This window comes from Vibrio genomosp. F10 str. 9ZD137, assembly GCF_049974785.1.
GTDB lineage: Bacteria > Pseudomonadota > Gammaproteobacteria > Enterobacterales > Vibrionaceae > Vibrio.
The window spans coordinates 1-1,930 of sequence record NZ_JBNGCJ010000232.1; the positions used below are offsets into that span (position 1 = coordinate 1).

At 44.7% G+C, this 1,930-nt stretch carries 3 protein-coding genes; 1 reads left to right on the plus strand and 2 read right to left on the minus strand.

The window, feature by feature from the left end; genetic code table 11:
- Positions 1-115: 115 nt before the first annotated feature.
- Positions 116-1,048, minus strand: coding sequence for a 50S ribosomal protein L3 N(5)-glutamine methyltransferase (gene prmB / locus ACP45E_RS03325; RefSeq protein ID WP_017037813.1), 933 nt, complete (start codon positions 1,046-1,048; stop codon positions 116-118).
- Between the two features lie 86 nt (positions 1,049-1,134).
- Between prmB and smrB the strand changes: the two genes are divergently transcribed.
- Positions 1,135-1,665 carry an endonuclease SmrB gene (smrB, locus tag ACP45E_RS03330; protein WP_026026591.1) on the plus strand — a complete coding sequence of 177 codons (531 nt, stop codon included), beginning with the start codon at positions 1,135-1,137 and terminating at the stop codon, positions 1,663-1,665.
- A gap of 80 nt (positions 1,666-1,745) precedes the next feature.
- Here the strand turns inward: smrB and ACP45E_RS03335 are convergent.
- Positions 1,746-1,930 (minus strand): EscU/YscU/HrcU family type III secretion system export apparatus switch protein (locus ACP45E_RS03335; RefSeq protein ID WP_198927677.1); only part of this gene is annotated, 185 nt, incomplete at its 5' end.

Here is a 1,930-nt window from a genome sequence, read left to right on the forward strand (position 1 = left end):
TATCGAGTATTTTAACCCGCTAGGATGAACACTTGTTTACTACGATTGGTATAGTAATCAACACGCATAAAAAAACGCCAACACAAGGCTGACGTTTTCTCTTTTCGATTAGCGTTTAATCGATATACAGTGCAAACTCATCAGCACAATCCACAAGCTGCTGTCGGGTAAGCATAAATACGCCATGGCCACCGTTAGAAAACTCTATCCAAGTAAATGGGATATCGGGGTATTGCTCCATCATATGCACCATTGAGTTCCCCACTTCACACACTAAAATACCGTCTTCGGTTAGATAATTAGGCGCATTGGCTAAGATTCTGCGTACCAATTTTAGACCATCGGTACCGGCTGCCAAACCCAGTTCCGGCTCGTGAGTAAATTCATCAGGTAGGCTGTTCATATCTTCTTCATCCACATACGGTGGATTCGATACGATCAGACTGTATTTTTCCTGTGGTAAATCACGGAACAGATCAGAACGCATTGGGAAGACTTGCTGCTCCATACCGTGGTCTTGAACATTTTGCTCAGCTACTTGAAGGGCATCGACTGAAATATCAATCGCATCGACTTCTGCGTCTGGAAAAGCATGCGCACAAGCAATAGCAATACACCCACTACCGGTACACAAATCCATAACACGGGTTGGCTCTTCGGTTAGCCAAGGCTGGAATTGCGCCTCAATCAACTCAGCAATCGGAGAGCGAGGCACGAGTACACGTTCATCAACAAAGAACTCAAGGCCACAGAACCACGCTTTATTGGTGAGGTACGCGGTCGGAGTACGTTCGTTGATACGCTTCACAACACGCTCAACGATACGTAAACGTTCACTGCTCGTGAGGCGAGAGTTCAACACATGCGGAGGAAGATCAATAGGTAAATATAACGTTGGAAGGATAAGCTGTACGGCTTCATCCCATGCGTTATCAGTACCGTGACCATAAAATAAGTTAGCGGCATTAAAACGACTGACGGTCCAACGAATCATATCTTGAAGGGTATGAAGTTCCGATACCGCTTCTTCTACAAAAATCTTATCCAAAATTGCCTCCGAAAAGCGCTACAATACTGCTAATAATGTTTAATACGTTAAGCTATTCAAGCTTCGAGCAAGACAATGAGCCAAACATGAGCAAAAAAGACACCGATTTTGATGACGATTTCGCGTTATTCACAGACGCAGTAAAGGGCGTAAAAAAGTTGCAACAGGATACCATAGTCCAGCCACCAAAAAGAAACTCTATACAAAAAGAAGTCAAACGCACCGCTCGTGAAGCCAGCGACACTGAATTTTATTTCTCTGATGAGTTTGTTCCGCTTCTCAGTCAAGATGGACCCACTCGATATGCTCGTGATGATGTGTCTACTTATGAAGTGAAGCGCCTTCGACGTGGCGTGTATGTGCCTGATGTCTTCTTAGATATGCACGGGATGACACAAAAAGAAGCAAAGCGCGAACTGGGAGCTATGATTGCGTATTGCATCAAAAACGATGTGCATTGTGCCTGTGTACAACACGGTATTGGTAAACATATTCTCAAACAAAAATCACCGCTGTGGCTTGCCCAACATCCTGATGTGATGGCTTTTCACCAAGCTCCTCTTGAGTTTGGTGGTGCAGGCGCCTTACTGATTTTGTTATCGATTCCTGAAAAGTAATCTCAGCTGAACCTGTCCTCCCCTTTGAACATCTTGTTTTGAGGTTCAGGTTCATGGTTCATGGTTCAAGCAAGATGACATCAATGGCGAAGATCCGTTGGAATCGTCATGGTGTCTTCATCCAACTTAGGACGTTGACCACCACGCTTTCTAAACTGTTTAAGCTGGAAAACATAAGCAAGCACTTGAGCCACTGCGGTAAACAGCCCATCAGGAATCTCTTGTTCTAACTCGGTTGTATGGTAAAGCGCACGAGCCAATGGCG